The organism is Microbulbifer maximicatervae (SeqCode) (genome assembly GCF_052468155.1).
Genome location: NZ_CP174335.1, coordinates 4,573,443 through 4,590,680, shown reverse-complemented (window position 1 = coordinate 4,590,680; position 17,238 = coordinate 4,573,443). Strand labels below are relative to the sequence as shown.

Below are 17,238 nucleotides of genomic sequence, written 5' to 3'. Positions count from 1 at the left end.
TGAGAGGAGTTTAGGTGAAGTTGGGCGTTTAGAAGTTGTCCTTCCAGCCGCGCAAGCTCGCAAAAATATCTACGTTATCGCTTCCGTCATTTAACTCCGGTCTCGAATTGATAGCTGTCTGCCTAACTTCCGGATACTGACAGCGAAGAAATGGGTTGGTGTCTAGCTCAAGGGCGATAGTTGAAGGCAAAGTTGGCTTGTTTTCTACTCTCAAGGCTTTGCACTGAGCAACCCTTGCCTCAATGGCTTGATTGTTAGGCTCTACCGCTTGGGCAAACTTCAGGTTGGCGAGTGTGTACTCGTGTGCAGGATAGACAAAAGTTGCGGCGGGTAATTTACTGAGCTTCTGCAGAGAATGGTACATCTGCTCTGGAGTGCCTTCGAACAACCTGCCGCAGCCAGCGGAAAAAAGAGTGTCACCACAAAAAAGGTGCAATTGTTCACCGCCTGCTGCTGTGGTTTCATTCAAAACCAAAGCTAAGTGGTCTAGAGTGTGCCCCGGAACAGCGTGTACCTGGAAGGGCATGCCAAGGATCTGTAAGGAATCTCCACCGGCAATGGGGTGAGTGACACCAGGTATTTGCTCGGGGCCATAGACAGGGCACTGGTACTGGCGACAAAGCGTTTCGATGCCGCCGGTATGGTCATAGTGGTGATGAGTAATGAGAATGCCGCTGAGCCTGGTCCCTTGTAGGGCCTTTTCTACTGGCAGCGCATCACCAGGGTCGACTACCCAGTGCTGACCATCTTTTTGCAGGTGCCAGATATAGTTGTCATTAAAGGCGGGGATTGGCGTGATGGATAGCATAATCGGATCGTCTTATCGCTGAATAGCAGAACAATATCATGGAAGGCGTGAGACGGTGTGAATTGTTACCTGAGGACTGGTTTACTTAGATAAGGCCCTGGAAACATCGCCCGAGTGTAGAATTGAATAGCTGTTAGATTGATCAATGGAGATATGATGACCGGAAAGAGCAGGCCTGGTAATGATGAGGAGCAATCCCCTCTTGGCAAGGTCTGCCCAGCGCTATCCCATTGGTTTTCCAGTTCGCTGGGAGAGGAGATTCTCTCGCAACAGCTGGCGTTGGCCCAACCTTTAGTGGAGGGCTTTTTCGGTTATCACTTTCTACAGGCCAGCGTGACCCAATCCGTTGATTTTGGCACTTTCAGTCGTATCAATCATCGTTTTCGATTGGGGGCGACCTCTGAGCAGGGCGGGGCTGCGGTAGTAGAGTTCGAGCAACTGCCCCTCCCCGCCGATTCAATCGATGTAGTACTGCTGCATCACCTTTTGGACTTCTCCAGTCATCCCCACCAAGTATTGAGAGAGGCGGCCAGGGTTTTGATACCCGGTGGTCATATGCTGCTAATCGGGTTTAACCCGTTTTCCTTGCTCGGCTTGTCCCGTCTGCTATTTTCCAGGGGGGCTTACCAGCGCGGAAATCAACTGCGGGCTGCTCGAATTGCCGACTGGATGAATCTGTTGGACTTGCAGGCTGAGAGGGTAGATCGCGGCTTCTTCCGCTTGCCATTACAGCAAAAGGAATTGCTTTCCAAGACGGCTTGGATGGAGCGCCTTGGCTCCCGCTTGCACTTGCCATGGGGGGGCTTTTACATCATAGTCGCCCGCAAAGAAGTGGCACGTGTTCGCACTATTAAAATCAATTGGCGGGCCGAGAGAAAGCCCGCTTTGGTTGCCACCCCGTCGAGCCCTCGCGTTGCAGCACGCGGGAAGCATCAAAAGCGCTGATTTCGCTGAAAATCGGCCCCATATCTAATTTTGGCGTAAGTTTTGAAACAAATTACTATCTATACAGATGGCGCTTGTCGCGGTAATCCTGGCCCCGGCGGTTGGGGTGCCCTGTTGGTGTACGGTGAGCGGGAGAAAGAGTTGTTTGGTGGGGAGGCGCATACCACCAATAATCGCATGGAATTGTTAGCTGCAATCAAAGCTCTGGAGGCTCTTAAACAGCCGTGCAAAGTTGATTTACATACTGACTCACAGTACCTGCGCCAGGGCATTACCGGCTGGATTAACAACTGGAAAAAGAACGGTTGGAAAACGGCGAGTAAGAAGCCTGTCAAAAATGCAGACCTATGGCGGCAGTTGGATGAGAGCGTCTCCCAGCATGATGTGGAGTGGCACTGGGTTAAAGGTCATGCCGGCCACCCGGGCAATGAGCGGGCCGATCAGTTGGCAAATCGCGGCGTCGATGAGCTGGAGTCCTGAGGGGAATATTGCATATGCGTCAAGTGGTTCTCGATACAGAGACAACAGGTCTCGATCCCAAAAGCGGCCATCGTATTATTGAAATTGGTTGCGTAGAGCTGGTTAACCGAAAGTTGACTGGCCGTCACTATCACCAGTACATCAACCCGCAGAGACAAGTGGAAGATGGGGCTATTGAGGTCCATGGAATTACTAATGAATTCCTGGCGGACAAACCCGTATTCGCTCAGATCGCCGATGAATTTATGACCTTCTGTGAAGGTGCAGAGCTGGTTATTCACAACGCGCCTTTCGATGTCGGTTTTATTGATGCTGAGCTGAGGCTGCTGGGTAATCCGCGCTGGCGCAATGTCAATGCGCATTGTGGGGTTTTGGATACCCTGACAATGGCCCGGGAAAAGCACCCCGGGCAGAAAAACAATCTGGACGCCCTTTGTAAGCGCTACTTTGTCGATAACTCCCAGCGGGATTTGCACGGCGCATTACTGGATGCGGAGATTCTTGCCGACGTCTACCTGATGATGACCGGTGGCCAAACCGATTTGGTGTTGGCACAGGGTGATTCCTCGGAAGGGGAGGAAGGTAAGAAGGCGGAAAATGATGTGGCGGGTGAAGCCATTCGTCGCCTATCGGCAGATCGCGCGCCCCTGCTAGTAGCGCGTGCTACGCCACAGGAAGCTGAAGCGCATCAATCGATGCTAGGTTTGCTGGAGAAATCAGCGGGCAAACACTTCTGGTAGCACATCAATGAAGAGGTGTTCTCTTTAACCTTGATGTTTATTGCGCTTTTCTTTTTCTGAGCGGGTGGGAATTATCAATCCCCACCCATCCAGATAGTCTCTTATACAAGTTCTCTTTAGATCGCGTAGACCACGCAAATCAAAGCAACAATACTCAGTACGATGGTGTAGGGCAGAGCCATGATCACCATGCGGCCATAAGATAGGCGTATGAGAGGTGCCAGGGCCGATGTCAGCAGGAACAAAAATGCAGCTTGTCCATTGGGAGTGGCAACGCTGGGTAGGTTGGTTCCGGTATTGATGGCAATGGCCAGCTTGTCAAAATGTTCTCGGGTAATATCACCTGCGGTGAGGGCAGCCTTAACTTCGTTAATGTAAACCGTTGCCACAAAAACATTGTCGCTAATCATCGATAAAATACCGTTTGCCATGAATAGCAATCCTGGCTGCTGTTCGGGCTTTTGTGCGAGAACGAAGTTGGTTACAGGCTCGAATAGGTGCTGCTGGTGAATCACTGCAACAATTGCAAAGAAAACCACGAGCAGTGCAGTAAATGGCAGCGCCTCTTCAAACGCGTGGCCGATTCTAGCTTCTTGAACAACGCCGTTAAACGAGGTCAGAAGTACAATAATCATCAGGCCAATGATACCGACTTCGGCAACATGAAATGCCAGGGCAAAAACCAGAACCACAGCGACAATGCCCTGAATCCACAGCTCGGCAACCTGCGCCGAGGTGCGCTTCTTTTCTTCCTCTTTGGAAAAATTAACCAGTACCTCACGTACGGCGCTAGGGAGCTGGGCTCCATAGCCAAACATTTTAATTTTCTCCAAAAAGAAACAAGTAGCTAGGCCGGCAAAGAATGTTGGAATGGTTACTGGGGCCATCTGCAGGAAAAACTGTACAAATTCCCACCCGGCTTTCTCAGCGATCAGCAGGTTTTGCGGTTCTCCAACCAAGGTGCAAACACCACCGAGAGCAGTGCCTACGGCGCCATGCATGATCAGGCTGCGAAGGTAGGCTCGAAACTGATCCAAGTCTTCGCGGTGATACTCCACGACATGCTCATCGTTGGAGTGGTCATGGTCGTTGTGGTGGTGTGGCTGCTGGGAGGCGACCCGGTGATAGACTGAGTAAAAGCCTACGGCAACCGCAATCAGAACAGCAGTTACGGTCAAGGCATCTAAGAATGCTGACAGTACTGCAGATACAGCACAGAAAAGTAGTGACAGCAGAGATTTTGAATTCACATTAATCAAAATTTTAGTGAATACAAATAGAAGCAGGCTCTTCATGAAGTAAATGCCGGCCACCATAAACATTAGCAGCAGAATAACTTCGATATTCTCAACTACCTCGTGGTAGACGGCATCGGTGCTTGTCATACCCATCAATACGGCTTCAATTGCGAGTAGTCCGCCGGGTTGAAGTGGGTAACACTTCAGGGCCATCGCCAGGGTAAAAATGAATTCACCAATAAGGACCCAGCCTGTTACAAAAGGCCCCGATACATACAGTATTAATGGGTTGAGAAGCAAAAAGGCGGCTATGGTCAATTTGTACCAATCAGGCGCTTCGCCGAGAAAATTTTCGGCAAAGGCGCGACCAAATCCGCCGCCGGATGCCGCAATGGTGTTGTTGTAAGTGTTCATCATTTACTTCCTTGGTTAACCCATTGGTGTGGGTCAAAATGGAATCTTTGGGAATTGGCGGTGTATGCGAAATAGATACCTGAGCTCAATTATCGCTGCGTGCTTCCCCGGGTTTATTGTGCACAGATTGATTGGTTTTTGTTCTTTAACACAAAAAAACGTACAGCTTTAAACTTGAAAGTAGCAAACGCTACTGGGTTTTCTGGAAAATTCAAGTAATTTAGGGGCTTCAGCCCCGCCGCTAGGTTATTTGTCGATTATTCGGTGGAAATTGTTTGGCGAAAGGTGGACTCTTTTATTTATTGGGGTAAATTGCCCTTAATGAGGCCAGAATCATCCGGATCTGGTTGTTTTTTGTTCGATTATAGGAAGAATGCAGCGGTGCAGCCAAAGACTGAATTGCGCAAGATCAATATCACTTCTGTCAATGTAGTGAAGGATGAGCTGGTAGCTACCATCGATAATGCCGCCTCACACTTGGATAAATTTGCCGCGGATACTTCCCAAAAGCAGGCTCTCGAACAGAGTTTGGCTGCACTCAGGCAGGTCAGTGGAGTATTGCAGATGGTGCAGCTCCAGGCAGCTGAGCTCCTCGCCCAAGAGAAAATCAAAGCGCTTACAGAGGTGTTGGAGGAGAGACAGAGCGCCTCAGAAGAATTGATGGAAGCGCTGGGTACAGGTTTTTACGTAATGGGACGCTACTTGGATTTTGTCCAAAGTCGTGCCATTGCCCGTCCAGAATTGCTGATTCCCTATATCAATAATTTGCGTGCGGCCCGGTCTCAGCCCCCTGTGCCGGAAAGTCATTTTTTCCGTTGTAATTTGGAGGGGGCTGTGCCTGGTGCCGGGGCTTCTGCGGTAATGTCGGAAGACTTGAATAGTTTTGTTCGCCGATTCCGCCATATGTACCAGGTTGGTTTGTTGGCTCTGTTGCGAGGTAAACCTCGGGGCCCAGCGTACACGATGATGTCTCGCGCCCTTGAGAGAATCGCAAGCATCACCATGGGGCGCCCAAACGGGCGTTTATGGGTGGTAGCAGGGGCGGCACTTGCAGGCATGGCCTCCCAGGAAATGCGCATCAGCCGATCCCGAGTGATGGTTTTCAGTATGTTTGATCGCTGGCTACGAGCTTTGCAAAAAGAGTGTGATACAGCTTTAGATCAGCCTGCGCCACCGATTTTGCTGAAAGAGTGCCTCTATTGGCTGACTCTTTCCAAGCCCGAGGGCTTTGGTGGCAAGTTGCTGGAGGCCTTCTCCGCAGAGCCTCTTGATTACAGCGAAGAGGAATTAGAGCGGGAGCGAGCCACCCTTGGAGGCCCCGGCGCCACGGCAATTACCGCAGTTGCTAACGCCTTAGAGGAGGAGTTGTCCGGTGTGCGCCGGATGTTGGATGACGCTGAGTTAATTGGTACTACTACCTTGGATGCAGAAGATGGCCTCGCTTCTTCTCTACAGAGAGTGGCCGGTACCTTGCAGATGCTCAATTTTAAGCGGGTTGGAGAGAGTCTGCGCAGCGCGGTTGCGGAATACCAGAGTGCCTCCGGCGCGGGCGGATCCATAGCGGACAGCGCACTGCAAAAACTGACAGGCCAGGTGTTGATGGTCGATAGCACGGTAAGAGCGCTCAAGCAGAGTACTTCTATTGATCTGGATGAATACGGTCATGCGGATATTGCCTTTGAGCACAGCCAGCTGGCGGAAGCGGAAGTGGCTGTACTTAAAGAGGCTGAAGCCGGTTTGGCGTTGATTAAGAGAGCACTGGCGGCCTATGCAGAGTCCGACTTTGATCATGGCCATATTCGCAATGTTTCCACTACTTTGAACTCAGTGCGCGGAGGCTTGATCGTTCTCAACTTAAGTAGAGCGGCGGCCGTAGTTGAAGGTTTGCTGAACTTTGTTGAAACTGTTATCGACCGTCATGATGCCGGCCCTGAAGTAGAGCAATCTTTACATATTTTTGCCGATGCGATTATCAGCCTTGAGTACTACCTGGGAGAGGTAAAGCTGCATAGGCAAGCAGATATTCAATCCCTCAGTCTCGCTATCGAAAGCTTGACTGCTCTGGGTTATCCCGTTGAGGCCGCATAATTAAGGAGGTCTCCTTGGTAGATACGTTTGTCCCAGCAGGTAATGTGTGGGCAGTACCGGAATTTTCCCAGCATATCCTGATTGCTGATGGGCTGATTCTCTGCCGAGGAGATTTTTTCCTCCACGACGCCCAGGTATTGGTAGCAGAGGCTGTTCAATCCAGCCACTATTTGGGAGAGCTAAGTGGGCGGGCGTGTGGTGTCCACGTTTTGTCTCGCCAGGTTGAAATTGCCGGCTATGAATGGCGAAACCTGCGCAGCCTGCTGACTTTGGTTGAGGAGCCGATGTTTGCATTGGCTGGGCGGGCGCTACAGATTTCCCATTGGGATAGCCAACATCGATTTTGCGGTCGTTGTGGCACTCCCACCATCTATCACTCTAATGATCGCGCTCGCACCTGCCCGGCTTGTGATCTTACTGTCTACCCCAGAATCTCCCCCTGTGTAATTATGCTTGTTACACGGGGAGATGAGTGTCTCTTAGCTCGTCATGCCTCGCGTCGAAATGCAACTTATACGGCCCTCGCTGGGTTTATAGAGCCCGGTGAGAGTGCAGAACAAGCGCTGGTGCGTGAAGTCTATGAGGAAGTGGGGCTCAAAGTGGGTGCCCTGGAGTATGTGGGGAGCCAATCCTGGCCTTTTCCCGGGCAGTTGATGATCGGGTATTTGGCGGAGTGGCAAGGTGGGGGATTGTGCTTGGACCCCAATGAGATAGAAGAGGCAAACTGGTTCCACTACAGTTCATTGCCAGCTATACCGCCCATACAAACCCTGTCCGGCCGCTTGATCCACACTTTTGTCGAAAAGGCTGCAGCGAAGAACCGCCCGTAAGGTTGGTTTAAAGATGTTGCGCAGTATCAGGGAGTAGAAATCATAATGTATATAGCGATTACCTTTATTATTGCCATCCTGGCGTTGTTGTTTGTGTTTTGGGGGGCGCGAGTCCTGCTATCAGGAAATTGGTTCCTGGGGTTTATACGTGGCTCCGCCGGTCTTTTTCTTTTTGCAACTGCCCTTTGGATTGTTCTGATTGCTGCAGATGTTTACAGCTATAGAAACCTGGCTGAAGAGCACAGTGTTGGTATTGTTTCGTTTCGTAAAATTGCCGAGCAGCAATTTGAAGTCAAGTTTTCTGATGCGGATGGTATAGCGCAAAAGTTTGAATTGCTTGGGGATCAGTGGCAGTTGGATGCCCGAATGCTCAAGTGGCAGGGTCCATTAGCCCGCTGGGGAATTAAGCCTGCTTATCGTCTGGACAGGTTGAGTGGTCGCTATCTCACGCTACAGGATGAGCGAGCTCGCGAGCGTTCTGTCCATGAAATAGAGGGGGCGAACTATGGCGTGGATGTCTGGCAGTTTGTACGCGGTGTTGATCGCAAGTTGCCCTTTGTTGATGCGGTATATGGCAGTGCCACATTTCTACCTATGGAGGACGGTGCGGTTTACGAGGTGCGTATTAGCCACAGCGGTTTGTTGGCTCGCCCCCTTAATCAGCGAGCAACTTCCGCCTTGGAAGGTTGGCAGTAAAATACTGAAGCTAAATAAAAATTAGTTAAGACGGAAAATGGAGTCTAAGTGGAATTTTTAATTGAATACGGCCTTTTTCTAGCCAAAATTGTTACGGTTGTCGTGGCCTTAATGGTGTTGATAGGTTTTATTTTTGCAAATCGAGAGCAGCTGAAAGAGCGTGTTCAGGGGCATATCACAGTTACACATTTGAATGATCGCTATGAGCAGTTTAAAGAAACACTGCTTGAAGCTGTGATGGATAAGCACGAATTCGCCCGTCGTAAAAAGCAAATGGCGAAAGAAAAGAAGACTCAGGAAAAAGCCCTGGCTAAAAAACATAAAGCTGAGAGCAAAAAGCAGCCTGAAAAAAGTGCTGCTACTTCTTCCGACGTTGCTAAAGAGGAAGGAGAGCATGAGTCCAAGGGTATAAAAGGGGAGTTGGTCTCCGAGCGCAAGCGTGTCTTTGTTATGCAATTTAATGGGGATATCAAAGCGAGTGCGCTTTCCCATTTGCGTGAAGAGGTGACGGCCATTCTTCAAGTGGCAGAGTCCGGAGATGAAGTTCTCCTTTGTCTTGAAAGCCCTGGGGGCATGGTGGCGAACTATGGTTTGGCCGCCAGCCAGTTAACCAGGATTCGCAGTGCAGGTATCCATTTGACTATTGCGGTCGATAAAGTGGCTGCCAGTGGGGGCTATATGATGGCCTGTGTTGCAGACCGTATCCTGGCAGCACCCTTTGCGATGTTGGGTTCTATTGGTGTTTTAGCTCAGATGCCGAATTTTAACCGCCTGCTGAAGCGCAATGATATCGATTACGAACTGTTTACTGCGGGCCAGTACAAGCGCACTGTGACCATGTTTGGTGAAAATACTGAGGAAGGTAAACAGAAGTTCCAAGAAGATTTAGATGAGATCCATATTCTGTTTCAGCACTTTGTCGGGGAGTACCGTCAAAAACTCGACGTCGACAAAGTTGCCACGGGCGAGGTTTGGTTCGGGCAAAAAGCCCTATCCTTGGGACTGGTCGATGAGCTGAAAACGTCAGATGAGTACTTGACCAGTTGTGCTAAGGACTGCGACTTATATCAGGTGGAATTCAAAGAACGGAAAAATATAGCTAAGAAAATAGGGCTGGCGGCAGAAGCCGGTGTGGAATCGGCGGTCACTCGTCTCTTTTCACGGCTGGCAGCTCTGCGTCATCAGGCGCAATAGTTGTAACGTTACAGGTTGATAGTGCTGCGGGATATACCCCATGGAAATAGATAGGGATGAAAAATTTCGGGCAATTCAGGTTGCCGAAGTAGCTTCGGGAAAATTTGACCAGTCTGTTGTTGAGCGTCAGCTTTCTGAGCTTCCCGATAACCCCTTGCTGTTGGCCGTAAGTTATTCATCCTTGAATTTCAAAGATTCTTTATCTGCGTTTGGCAATCGTGGGATTACTAATGCCTACCCCCATACCCCGGGTATTGATGCGGTGGGCAAAGTGCTGTTCGATCGGAGCAAGACGTTTCAACCGGGTGCCGAATTATTGGTCAATGGCTACGATTTGGGCATGAATACTTCTGGTGGACTTGCAGAGCGTATTGCCGTTCCTCCGCAATGGGCCTTGCCAGTCCCCGAGGGCCTAACAGCTTGGGAGTCTATGGCACTGGGTACGGCGGGTTTTACCGCCGCGCTTTGTGTGGAAAAGCTCCTGGAGTCCGGCGCATCTCCTGAGGATGGAGAGATTCTGGTAACAGGTTCAACCGGGGGCGTCGGCTCTGTTGCCGTCGCCTTGCTGGCGAAGCTAGGCTTTCGTGTCGCAGCAGTGACGGGAAAGTTGGAGTCTGCTGATTATTTGGCGAGATTGGGCGCATGGAAGGTTCTCGACCGGGATACGCTGGCCCCTTTTGCCAATAAAGCGATGGCCAAGCCATTGTGGGCTTGGGCTGTAGATACTGTGGGCGGGGAAACGCTTTTTAATGTCATTAAATCCCTGCGCTACGGCGGCGGAGTGGCTGCTTGTGGTATGGCTTCAGGTGCTCAATTTCACGCCAATGTATTTCCATTTATCTTGCGCGGTATTAGTTTGTTGGGTGTGGATAGCGCTGTTTTGCCAATAGAAAAGAAGGCAGAAGTATGGAAGCGGTTGGCCAGTGAGTGGTATATCGGCGATAAGCTCGACAGTATTGCAGAGAATATTAGCCTTGATCAAGCTCCAGAGTTTCTTGCGCGCTTAAATAGAGGGCATGGAATAGGTCGTTACGTTGTAGATATGGCTCTCTAATAGATCTATCGATTTAGAATAATAAGTACACTTAAAAGATTCTATTTATCTTACCAAATATCCCCGGCAACTCTGAATCTGAGTTGTATATGGGCTTTTTTCTCAATAGCCTTTAAGCGGACTCTGTTGTTTGCGGGCTTGTTGTATTGGAAGAAAACTTTGTCGACAAGTAACAGTGAAAGTAACAAACCTGGCCAGCGTAATGCTCTGGTTCTCTCTGGGGGGGGGGCGCGTGCTGCCTATCAAGCGGGCGTTTTAAGGGCGCTTGCGGAACTGGTTCCAGAAGATAATCCTCGGCCCTTTCAAATAATCTGCGGCACCTCTGCAGGAGCTATGAACGCGATGCTTCTCGCCTCTCATACAGGTACCTTTAAAGAAGCTGTCGACAGAATGTGCTCTGTTTGGTTGCAGCTTAGTGTTGAGCAGGTTTATCGCACCAGTTGGCGTAGTTTACTTGGAAACCTGTTTTCTATCAGTCGTTCGCTCTTGAACCAAGGTGTGGGTAGACAAAAACCTTTGGCACTCCTGGATAACAGTCCGCTGCGCAGCTTGGTTGAGCGCGAGATAAACTTTGACAATATTCAAAAAAATATTTCGGCTGGGCATTTGCATGCCACAAGTGTTAATGCGCTTTCTTATAGTGAAGGGCAGTCCGTCAGCTTTTTTCAGGGGGCGGAGAATGTTAAAGGATGGCAGCGGTTTCGTCGCTTTGGAGTGCCCACTCAATTAACCTCGGACCACCTGTTGGCGTCAGCAGCAATTCCTGCCATTTTCCCGGCGGTCAAATTGGATGGAGTTTATTTTTGCGATGGTGCCATTCGTCTGATGGCCCCGATTAGTCCGGCACTGCATCTCGGTGCCAAGCGTGTCTTTGTGGTGGGTGTGTCGGACAACCGTTCTCCAGCCCATTGGGGGAGTCGCAACAGTCCTGCGCAGATGGAGTCCCCTTCGATGGCGCAAATAGCTGCTCAGTTATTCAATGCCGCATTTATCGATAGCTTGGAGGCAGACTTGGAGCATCTGGATCGAGTAAATATGTTACTTGACTATGTGGATCCAACAGATCATTCGGATTTGAAATTGTTGCGTTCGGTAGAGTCGGTTGTTATTGAGCCCTCGCAGAGTTTAGGGCGTCTTAGTGGCAGAAAACTTGGTCACCTCCCCTCGGCGCTACGCTGGTTATTCCGCTCTACGGGTGCGACCAATCCCGGTGGCGGTGTTTCTGCAGCCAGTTATCTATTATTTGAAAGACCATATATCGAAGAACTTATCGATCTCGGCTATCAGGATGCCATGTGGGAAAAAGATAAATTGCGCAGTTTTCTGCAGCCGGAGCCGGAGGGTATAACTGAGCGCAAGGGGCTATTTGGGATTCGCAGTAAATCTCAAGAAGAGGCTTCTCACGGTAATTCTGAACACTAACTTTAGTTTCTGTGCCCCTCATTGGCGTGACTACCGCCTTTCATCTCAGTGAATATTTTTGCATGAAGTTTCTAAAGGGCGTTAAACGCCCTTAAATTCAATATTGTTCCGCCAAGACGGCGGAAGCCTTTAGCATTTATTTTCGCGCTTTCTTATGGTTGTCTCGGACTGTGTGTGCTCTCACTCATCCGAACAAGTAGCTTCTATATTTAATAGTGATGTCAATGCTGTCGGGTATTATTCAAGATGTTTTCTGTGTTTTTACTCGTGACTCTTTTTTCATTTAGTACAGGTAATCAGGATTTCGCCCAGATGATCGGTAGGGTTGATCGGGTTGAATATTTAGGGGGAGGCTTGGTTGTTTCTGGGTGGGCTTGTCAGAAAGGAGTATTCAAGTCAGTTTCTGTTGGTCTTTATCTAGGTAGCGATAGGAGAAGCGGGTTTCCATTAAAAATTTCCAGAGCTGATCAGGCGTCGTCAAAAGGAATTGCCAATATATGTGATACCCAGGGCGTTCCCCATGGATTCAAGTTCTATTTGAATTATGAGGAAATGAAAAAATTTGTAAGAAAGAAGATCTATGTATACGGGTTTTCATCAAATCAAGGCAGATTCAGTGCAATCTCAAATTCTGGTAGATATCGGGTTGGGATCCCCTACATGAAATATACCGATATTACCTTGTTGCGAAGAACTTTTGATTTGCAACCACTGGCTACGTTTGATGATCAGCATTTAAATTTAATTCCAATGCCCGGTAATGGGTATGCACTGGAAGCTCAGTATATTCCTTATGAGAAGGGTTCGGAGAGAATTAGTACATCGACCCAGTTAGCCAAATCTGTTTCATCGGCAACTCTCGCTTACGATGTGAAGTTTCATCGGAACTTCGAGTTTGTTAAGGGAGGTAAGCTACACGGCCTTGCTGGTGGGGGGCAGGCTTCAGGATGCGTACCTATCGATCCGAAGAGTTGGAGTGTGCGGGTTAAGTTTGGTGCGGAGGGTAGGGTCGGGCTCTATACCTATCATCAGGATAGAGTCGCTCGGTGTGGAGATGGGTATCAAGGGAATGACAGCTTTAGATTTGAGCGGGATACCTGGTATCGGATTGAGTTGTTTGTGCAATTAAATAGCGGTGCAAATAATGCTGACGGATATATCGAGCTATTTATAAATGGCAAAAAAATTGTAGAGGAACAAGGGTTACGGCTGACTGGTAGTGATAGGGTAGCTATTGATAAATTTCAGTTCAGTACTTTTCATGGCGGTAGTTCAGCTTTGTGGTCACCCTCCAAAAAAGTCTATGCCTACTTTGACAATATTTCAGTGAAGCAAGGGAGAAAGATATATGGCCTTAAGGGGGCTGAATGCGAAAATGAGAAAGCTGGAATATACAATGGGTCGGGAGCTTGCTGTTCCAGCTCGTGTGGGGCCTGTGGCGGCCCTGGATGCGGCCAATTAAATGGCGGAAGCTCAGCCTGTTGCACATCGGAAATTATTAATTCAGCGCCATTGTGCTCTTATCCTGGGCAAACCGCCCCATGCACTATGTAAGGCTTGGCTTGAGGGGGTCTGAGTAACTCAGGGGCTTTATAATTTAAGGTTGCCATTTAAATCGCTGAATTAATTGCAAGAAACTTCCCTGTATTTCGCATTGTATTTTCAGCTGAGAACCGCTCACCGGATGTTCAAGCTTGAGTTCAGATGCATGCAAAAGCAGTCGAGAGCACTCGAGCCTGTTGGCAAAGAAACGATTATGGGTTGACTTTCCATATTTCGGGCAGCCAATTAGAGGGTGGTGGATATGCTTGAAATGCCTTCTTATTTGATGGCGCCGCCCTGTTTTCAATTGGATTTCTACTAGGGAATACCGGCTGGTCGGGTAGCGGTCAACCTCATAAGGTAGCTCAATAGTCTCCAAGCGTCGGTACAATGTAACAGCCTGCTGACGTGGCAGATCCGTTTTTGGTCGCTTCCTCTGGTGTTTGAAGTCGGCAACGGGGGGGAGGGCATAGTCAATGACACCTTCTTCCGGGCTATACCCTCTGCATACAGCAATATATTTTTTTGATGATAAATCACTTTCCAGCTGCTGCTGTACCTGCGCAGCAATCTCACTGATTTTGGCAAAAATAATAACACCGGAGGTAGGCTTATCCAGTCGATGTATTGGATAAAGAAAGCTGCCACATAGGTCCCTCAAATATTGCAAAAGTACACGCTTTTCATGGCGGTCTATTTCTGATCTGTGAACAAGCCACCCCTCTGGTTTATAAGCGGCAAGTAAGTAGTCGTCTTCAAAGAGAATGGTAGGTTCTTGAGTGGTCATTTTGGGGGTGTGGCGACTGGACTGTAATTTCGGTAACACGATTTTATGGCATAGCGAGCCCTCAAGCTATGTTGAAAAGTAAAAGTTGGTTAGTGAATTCAGGGTAGAATTTTTATCGATAGACAAAAAACAGGCTTGACATGGTACCAAATGAGAATAAACTGCACCTAAATTCCATTGCTGATCTAGTTTCAAGGTTGGCATTCTAATTGGCAGTATTTTTGAAGTGGATCGCACCACTAAGGAGCCGTGAAATGCGAAATGTAGATATTAAGAGTTTATTTGTTTAATCGCTTTTCACGCACTTGAGCTTGGAAAGTGATATTGCTTTCCAAGCCAGACCTTCCAAAAGCCCTGGCAAATGCCGGGGCTTTTTTGTTTTAGCTTGGATTGCTGTTTCAGTTAAGTGGATTAATCCAGGGATAAAATATGCCTGTAAAAACAGTGTTAAATCGAAATGCACCGCCTGGCACCGTACCGGTAAAAATCTATACCGATGATATCGAGCCCCAGGCAATGCAACAGTTAAAGAATATTGCCCAGCTTCCTATTATGCACTCCCATGTTGCTGCTATGCCGGATGTGCATTTGGGAAAGGGGGCAACGGTAGGGTCGGTGATCCCAACGGTAAGTGCGATAATTCCTGCTGCCGTTGGGGTGGACATCGGTTGTGGAATGAATGCGGTGCGAACTTCGCTACATGCCCATCAGCTGCCAGACAATCTGAAAGCACTGCGGGACGCCATTGAGGTGAAAGTGCCGGTTGGTCAGGGAAGACATAAACTGATCAGCGCCAGGGAATCTGCCTGCAAACTTTTAGCTCCCGGTGTGGATAGATTGTTTTCAAAGCATCCAGGGCTACTGAAGAAACTGCATCAGCCACAAAAAACCTGGGTGACCCAAATGGGTACATTGGGGGGTGGCAATCACTTTATCGAAATTTGTATTGATGAGAGTGGTGCTGTCTGGGTGATGTTGCATTCAGGGAGTCGAGGGATTGGCAATGCTATTGGTCAGCATTTTATCCAGCTGGCCCGTCGGGATATGGCTGGGCATATGCACAATCTTCCTGATAAGGATCTGGCCTATTTCTCAGAAGGCTGCCAGAATTTTGACGATTATATTGAAGCGGTTAATTGGGCGCAGGAATATGCTCGCTGGAACAGGCAGGAAATGATGAAGCTTGTGCTTGGATGCCTGAAGGTCAGCTTACCAAAGTTTACTCTGACCACAGAGGCAATTAACTGTCACCATAATTATGTTGTTCGCGAGCGCCATTTTGATAGAGATGTATTCGTGACTCGCAAAGGGGCTATTAGTGCTCAGAGAGATCAACTGGGAATTATTCCCGGCTCTATGGGGGCTAAGTCATTTATCGTGCGTGGGCTTGGCAATAAGGAATCTTTTTGTTCCTGCGCCCACGGAGCTGGTCGAAAAATGAGTCGTACAGCGGCTCGCCAGCGTTTTACCAGAAAGGACTTGGAAGATCAGACCCGAGGTGTGCAATGCCGTAAAGATAAGGGCGTTCTGGATGAGATTCCTGCTGCTTATAAGGATATTGATCGGGTGATGGAGAACCAGTCCGATCTTGTGGAAGTGGTGCACACGCTACGCCAGGTAATTTGTATCAAGGGGTAAATAAGGAGGTATCAATACAAGTTTTGAGTGAGAAGATATTTGGAAGAGTGGATCTACTAAAAGTAAAAGGTGAAGTTTTATGAAAAAGAAAGAAAAAATTCGTAGTTACGTTGCGCGTAATCCGCTAATGAGAAAGGGCGGTGCCCACGTAAAGGCAAAATCTTCGGGTCGTTTCGCTAGCAAGCAGAAGCTGCGTAAAGAGGTGCGGGAGTGCGACTCCCGCCCCCAGGCTTTTGCTGCTATTTTTTCGTTGATATCGCCTCTTTAGTTAGCCGTGTTCTCTGCTAGCCTATTTCCCATCAGGCCAGTTGGGTAGAGCTTCCAAATATACCCAGCGCTTCTTAAATAACTTAAATAGTGAAATTTCGTGAATCAGGTGTTCTTGGTCATTTTCTGTATACCAAGCCTTAAATTCCACAATCGACTTTTTTAGTCCCGCCTTACTCTTAATAACTTCCAATCGTGTCCACTGGGTTTCAATATCCTCAGCTTGCAGTTCTGGGCAGGTGTCGGGATGCCAGGTTTTTTTCAGGTACCGAAAATTTCCGGTTGCAAAGGCCGTATAGCGACTGCGCATAACCGCTTCTGCATTATTGGGGTAAGCCTTTCCCGACAAATAGAGTCCGCAGCAGTTATCAAGGGGCTTGCCCGATCCACAGGGGCAGTACCGATCCGTCATAAATCATCTCTCCAGCGTGAACTTAACGCTCTCGTAACACTTTTTAACCATGTTTTCTGGTGAGGGAGCGTAGCATAGCTTGACCTTTGAAATGTTGCCGCTAAGATACCGACCAACCGGTTGGTTTTGATTGATGATGCCCAGGAGGTCATGTGTCGAGAGTCGACAAAGCTGCCATTGTTCGAGCAGCAGAAGAAGTAGTCCGGGATCGCGGGGCGCGCAAGTTGACCCTGGATGCGGTGGCTGCACAGTGCGGGCTCAGCAAGGGCGGTTTGATTCATCATTTTCGAACTAAGCAGTCACTCCTGAAGGCGATGCTGGAGGCGGCAATAGCTCGTGAAGATGACAGTGTTGCCACTTTTGTGTCCTCGGGGGACAGCTTGTTGGTGTCGCGCTTGAAGAGCATTTTTGAATTGATGGAGGACGACAAGGGGCTGCCTCGCTCACTGATCGCCGCCGTGGCCGAAGACCCCATGTTGCTGGGGCCGGTAAAAGACAAAGAGGAGCAGCAGCGTCGCGATATCTGCGATGCGTATCGTGACCCGGAAATGGCGGAACTGCTAATCCTGGCGGCCCAGGGCATGTTCCTGGGTCGCGTACTCGGTGTTGTTGAGTCTGAAGACCCGATTATTGAACGTTTACAGGGACGTCTGCTGGCGCTCTCTGCCGACCTGAACTAAAGG

General features: G+C 49.0%; 17 protein-coding genes. 13 read left to right on the top strand and 4 right to left on the bottom strand.

Features of this window, described 5'->3' with window-relative positions:
- Positions 1–28 precede the first annotated feature (28 nt).
- Positions 29–808 (bottom strand): hydroxyacylglutathione hydrolase, encoded by a 780-nt coding sequence (gloB, locus tag ACJJIY_RS19605; RefSeq protein WP_444896711.1) that lies wholly within the window; start codon positions 806–808, stop codon positions 29–31.
- Between the two features lie 156 nt (positions 809–964).
- On the opposite strand from gloB, the gene ACJJIY_RS19600 reads away from it, so the two are divergent.
- The 3 genes from ACJJIY_RS19600 to dnaQ are packed head-to-tail and all read left to right on the top strand — an operon-like array spanning position 965 to position 2,973.
- Positions 965–1,753, top strand: a complete 789-nt coding sequence (locus ACJJIY_RS19600; protein ID WP_445356073.1) for a class I SAM-dependent methyltransferase — start codon at positions 965–967, stop codon at positions 1,751–1,753.
- A gap of 42 nt (positions 1,754–1,795) precedes the next feature.
- Positions 1,796–2,233 carry a ribonuclease HI gene (gene rnhA, locus ACJJIY_RS19595; protein WP_413665181.1) on the top strand — a complete coding sequence of 146 codons (438 nt, stop codon included), beginning with the start codon at positions 1,796–1,798 and terminating at the stop codon, positions 2,231–2,233.
- Positions 2,234–2,247: 14 nt separating this feature from the next.
- Entirely contained in the window at positions 2,248–2,973 is a 726-nt protein-coding gene (gene dnaQ / locus ACJJIY_RS19590) for a DNA polymerase III subunit epsilon (RefSeq protein ID WP_282933422.1), read from the top strand.
- A gap of 116 nt (positions 2,974–3,089) precedes the next feature.
- Here dnaQ and nhaB read toward each other — a convergent pair whose 3' ends face one another.
- The gene (gene nhaB / locus ACJJIY_RS19585; protein ID WP_444908425.1) at positions 3,090–4,625 is read right to left on the bottom strand and encodes a sodium/proton antiporter NhaB; all 1,536 of its coding nucleotides are present in this window, start codon (positions 4,623–4,625) and stop codon (positions 3,090–3,092) included.
- A 381-nt stretch (positions 4,626–5,006) separates the two neighbouring features.
- Here nhaB and ACJJIY_RS19580 point away from each other — a divergent pair, with 381 nt between their 5' ends.
- The 7 genes from ACJJIY_RS19580 to ACJJIY_RS19550 all read left to right on the top strand — a co-directional run bounded on the left by ACJJIY_RS19580 (position 5,007) and on the right by ACJJIY_RS19550 (position 13,463).
- The gene (locus tag ACJJIY_RS19580) at positions 5,007–6,713 is read left to right on the top strand and encodes a FimL-related protein (protein ID WP_444905760.1); all 1,707 of its coding nucleotides are present in this window, start codon (positions 5,007–5,009) and stop codon (positions 6,711–6,713) included.
- 14 nt (positions 6,714–6,727) lie between these two features.
- Positions 6,728–7,543 (top strand): NAD(+) diphosphatase, encoded by an 816-nt coding sequence (gene nudC / locus ACJJIY_RS19575; protein WP_445358663.1) that lies wholly within the window; start codon positions 6,728–6,730, stop codon positions 7,541–7,543.
- 45 nt (positions 7,544–7,588) lie between these two features.
- Positions 7,589–8,239, top strand: coding sequence for a cation/multidrug efflux pump (locus ACJJIY_RS19570; RefSeq protein WP_413665185.1), 651 nt, complete (start codon positions 7,589–7,591; stop codon positions 8,237–8,239).
- Between the two features lie 48 nt (positions 8,240–8,287).
- A complete protein-coding gene (gene sohB, locus ACJJIY_RS19565) occupies positions 8,288–9,433 on the top strand; it encodes a protease SohB (protein ID WP_445358662.1) in 1,146 nt (381 codons plus the stop codon).
- A 40-nt stretch (positions 9,434–9,473) separates the two neighbouring features.
- The gene (locus ACJJIY_RS19560) at positions 9,474–10,487 is read left to right on the top strand and encodes a YhdH/YhfP family quinone oxidoreductase (protein WP_444905755.1); all 1,014 of its coding nucleotides are present in this window, start codon (positions 9,474–9,476) and stop codon (positions 10,485–10,487) included.
- A 159-nt stretch (positions 10,488–10,646) separates the two neighbouring features.
- Positions 10,647–11,909 carry a patatin-like phospholipase family protein gene (locus ACJJIY_RS19555; RefSeq protein WP_445358661.1) on the top strand — a complete coding sequence of 421 codons (1,263 nt, stop codon included), beginning with the start codon at positions 10,647–10,649 and terminating at the stop codon, positions 11,907–11,909.
- 255 nt (positions 11,910–12,164) lie between these two features.
- The gene (locus ACJJIY_RS19550; protein ID WP_445358660.1) at positions 12,165–13,463 is read left to right on the top strand and encodes a polysaccharide lyase; all 1,299 of its coding nucleotides are present in this window, start codon (positions 12,165–12,167) and stop codon (positions 13,461–13,463) included.
- A gap of 43 nt (positions 13,464–13,506) precedes the next feature.
- Here the strand turns inward: ACJJIY_RS19550 and ACJJIY_RS19545 are convergent, their stop codons facing one another.
- Positions 13,507–14,277 carry a pseudouridine synthase gene (locus tag ACJJIY_RS19545; protein ID WP_445358659.1) on the bottom strand — a complete coding sequence of 257 codons (771 nt, stop codon included), beginning with the start codon at positions 14,275–14,277 and terminating at the stop codon, positions 13,507–13,509.
- 390 nt (positions 14,278–14,667) lie between these two features.
- Between ACJJIY_RS19545 and ACJJIY_RS19540 the strand changes: the two genes are divergently transcribed.
- Both ACJJIY_RS19540 and ACJJIY_RS19535 read left to right on the top strand, forming a co-directional pair.
- Positions 14,668–15,876 (top strand): RtcB family protein, encoded by a 1,209-nt coding sequence (locus ACJJIY_RS19540; RefSeq protein WP_445358658.1) that lies wholly within the window; start codon positions 14,668–14,670, stop codon positions 15,874–15,876.
- 79 nt (positions 15,877–15,955) lie between these two features.
- Positions 15,956–16,144 (top strand): hypothetical protein, encoded by a 189-nt coding sequence (locus tag ACJJIY_RS19535; RefSeq protein WP_413665191.1) that lies wholly within the window; start codon positions 15,956–15,958, stop codon positions 16,142–16,144.
- Between the two features lie 21 nt (positions 16,145–16,165).
- Here ACJJIY_RS19535 and ACJJIY_RS19530 read toward each other — a convergent pair whose 3' ends face one another.
- Positions 16,166–16,555, bottom strand: coding sequence for a YchJ family protein (locus tag ACJJIY_RS19530; RefSeq protein ID WP_444916108.1), 390 nt, complete (start codon positions 16,553–16,555; stop codon positions 16,166–16,168).
- A 152-nt stretch (positions 16,556–16,707) separates the two neighbouring features.
- On the opposite strand from ACJJIY_RS19530, the gene ACJJIY_RS19525 reads away from it, so the two are divergent.
- Entirely contained in the window at positions 16,708–17,235 is a 528-nt protein-coding gene (locus tag ACJJIY_RS19525; protein WP_282933409.1) for a TetR/AcrR family transcriptional regulator, read from the top strand.
- Positions 17,236–17,238 lie beyond the last annotated feature (3 nt).

What these genes read in the sequence shown, in the direction of transcription:
- gloB (WP_444896711.1), bottom strand. Translation starts at nt 808, where the DNA reads ATGCTATCCATCACGCCAATCCCCGCCTTTAATGACAACTATATCTGG.
- ACJJIY_RS19600 (WP_445356073.1), top strand. Translation starts at nt 965, where the DNA reads ATGACCGGAAAGAGCAGGCCTGGTAATGATGAGGAGCAATCCCCTCTT.
- dnaQ (WP_282933422.1), top strand. Translation starts at nt 2,248, where the DNA reads ATGCGTCAAGTGGTTCTCGATACAGAGACAACAGGTCTCGATCCCAAA.
- nhaB (WP_444908425.1), bottom strand. Translation starts at nt 4,625, where the DNA reads ATGAACACTTACAACAACACCATTGCGGCATCCGGCGGCGGATTTGGT.
- ACJJIY_RS19570 (WP_413665185.1), top strand. Translation starts at nt 7,589, where the DNA reads ATGTATATAGCGATTACCTTTATTATTGCCATCCTGGCGTTGTTGTTT.
- ACJJIY_RS19560 (WP_444905755.1), top strand. Translation starts at nt 9,474, where the DNA reads ATGGAAATAGATAGGGATGAAAAATTTCGGGCAATTCAGGTTGCCGAA.
- ACJJIY_RS19540 (WP_445358658.1), top strand. Translation starts at nt 14,668, where the DNA reads ATGCCTGTAAAAACAGTGTTAAATCGAAATGCACCGCCTGGCACCGTA.
- ACJJIY_RS19535 (WP_413665191.1), top strand. Translation starts at nt 15,956, where the DNA reads ATGAAAAAGAAAGAAAAAATTCGTAGTTACGTTGCGCGTAATCCGCTA.
- ACJJIY_RS19530 (WP_444916108.1), bottom strand. Translation starts at nt 16,555, where the DNA reads ATGACGGATCGGTACTGCCCCTGTGGATCGGGCAAGCCCCTTGATAAC.